This is a genomic window from Streptomyces sp. TRM68416, assembly GCF_014596915.1.
Taxonomy (GTDB): domain Bacteria; phylum Actinomycetota; class Actinomycetes; order Streptomycetales; family Streptomycetaceae; genus Streptomyces.
This window is the reverse complement of record NZ_JACVWU010000062.1, coordinates 1-2,425: the sequence shown is the minus strand read 5'-3', so window position 1 is coordinate 2,425 and position 2,425 is coordinate 1. Positions and strand designations below refer to the sequence as shown.

The following is a 2,425-nucleotide window of genomic DNA, read 5'->3' as shown; positions in this document are numbered from 1 at the left end:
GCAGTCCCCGGACGAATTCCTCGATCTCCTGGTCGAGCAGGGTGTGACGGTCCTGAGCCAGACGCCGACCGCGTTCCGCGCGCTGGTCGCGGCCGCGGCCTCGGGTGACGAGCGGATCGACGCGTTGAGCCTGCGGGCCGTGGTCTTCGGCGGCGAGAAGCTGGAGGTCGCCGAACTCGCGCCCTGGACCGACCGGGTGGGCCTCGACCGGGTCGCGCTCGTGAACATGTACGGCATTACGGAGACCACCGTCCACGTCACCTTCAGGCCGGTGCTGCCGGAGGACCTGACCCGCCCGGGCATCAGCCCGGTGGGCCGCCCGCTGGGTGACCTGGCGGTGTATCTGCTGGACGGGCAGGGGCAGCCGGTGCCGGTGGGTGTTCCAGGTGAGATGTATGTGGCGGGTCCCGGTGTGGCGCGTGGCTACCTCGGCCGTCCGGCGTTGACGGCTGAGCGGTTCGTGCCGGATCCGTGGGGTGTTGCGGGTTCGCGGATGTATCGCAGTGGTGACGTGGCGCGTCGTCGTGCTGATGGTGGTCTTGAGGTGTTGGGCCGTATCGACGACCAGGTGAAGATCCGTGGTTTCCGGATCGAACTCGGCGAGATCACGGCCGTGTTGCTGAAGGATGCGGCGGTGCGGCAGGCCGTGGCCGTGGTCCGTGAGGACTCCCCGGGTGACAAGCGTCTGGTCGCCTATCTGGTCCCGGTGGAGGGTTCGGCCGTGGAGCCGCGTGTCCTGCGCGAGGCGCTCGCCCAGGAGCTGCCGGAGTACATGATCCCGGCGGCGTTCGTGGAGCTGGAGGCGATTCCGCTCACCACCAACGGCAAGCTCGACAAGAAGAACCTCCCCGCACCTGACACCTCGGCGCTCGCCGCGAACGCCGGCTCGCTCGCTCCACGCAACCCCTTGGAGCAGCAACTCTGCCTGGTGTGGGGCGAGATACTCGGCGTCGAAGGTGCCGAAGGCGTCGGCATCGAGGACTCGTTCTTCGACCTCGGCGGCGACTCCATCCGCGCCGTCGCCCTCGTCGGCGCACTGCGCTCGGCCGGCCACGACATCTCCGTACGGGACGTCTTCGAGCAGCGCACCGTCGCCGCTCTCGCCGCACTCATCGGTACCCGTGGCGCACCGGCCGCCGAATACCGGCCCGTCGAGCCGTTCGCGCTGATCTCCGAGGAGGACCGGGCCCTGCTGCCCGCCGACCTGGACGACGCGTACCCGCTCACCCAGGTGCAGACCGGCATGCTGTACGAGCTGCAGGCCGACGCCACCGCGTACTACCACAGCACCGGCGGCTACAAGGTTCGCGACGACAAGCCCTTCGACGAGGAGGCGCTGCGCGTCGCCATCCGTGAGGTCACCGCACGCCACGAGGCGCTGCGCACGTCCTTCGACCTGTCGACATGCTCGCTGCCCCTGCAGCTCGTTCACTCCCGGGTGGACGTCCCGCTTGAGGTGCACGATCTGCGCGGCCTCGACGAGCAGCAGGTGGACGAGGCGATCCAGGCCCATGTCGACGCCGAGCAGGCGCGCCCGATCGACCCGGCCGCCGCGCCGCAGTTGCGGATGAGCGCACACCTGGCCGACGACGGCTGGTGGCTGGGGCTCACCAGGTCGCACATGGTGACCGAGGGCTGGAGCCAGCACTCCACGCTGATGGAGCTGATCGGCTGCTATCGCGCCCTGCGCGACGGCCGCGCCCCCGCGGCGCACATCCCGCCGCAGGTCCGCTTCGCCGACACGGTGGCGGCCGAACTCGCCGCGCTCGCCTCGCCGGAGGACCGCGCGTACTGGGACGGTGTGGTGCACGGGTACACCCCGTTCGCGCTCCCGGACAGCTGGGCCGACAGCGACGCCGGCAGCGACGTCGGCGGAGACGTCGGCGGAGACGCGGGTACGGCGTCGGAGGCGGAGGCGTACAGCGTCACCGTGCCGCTGGTCGACCTGGAGCAGCCGCTGCGGGCGCTCGCCGCCGAGGCACGCGCCTCGGTGAAGAGCGTCCTGCTCGCCGGCCATCTCAAGGTGATGAGCCAGCTCACCCACGAAGAGGCCTTCCACACCGGCCTGGTGTGCGACACCCGCCTCGAAGTCCTCGGCGCCGACCGGGTGCACGGGATGTTCCTCAACACACTGCCGTTCGCCCACCGTCGGTCCGCCGCCACCTGGAGCGACCTGGTCAAGCAGGTCTTCGACACCGAGGTGGGCCTGTGGTCGCACCGCAGGTTCCCGCTGCCCGAGGTGCAGCGGCTCGCGGGCGGTGCGGACCGGCTGATCGACGTGATCTTCAACTACCAGGACTTCCACAACCTGGACGAGGAGCAGATCGACCTCGCGGCGGGCTTCGGCTCGGGCTCCAACGAGTTCGCCCTGACGGTCACCACGTCCGGTGGCGGTCTCACCCTGAAGACCCACACCTCGGCGCTC

General features: G+C 70.2%; 1 protein-coding gene. It reads left to right on the top strand.

Annotated elements, in window-relative coordinates; all coding sequences use genetic code 11:
- Window positions 1-2,425 (top strand): condensation domain-containing protein (locus ICC28_RS39880; RefSeq protein WP_188293771.1); only part of this gene is annotated, 2,425 nt, incomplete at both ends.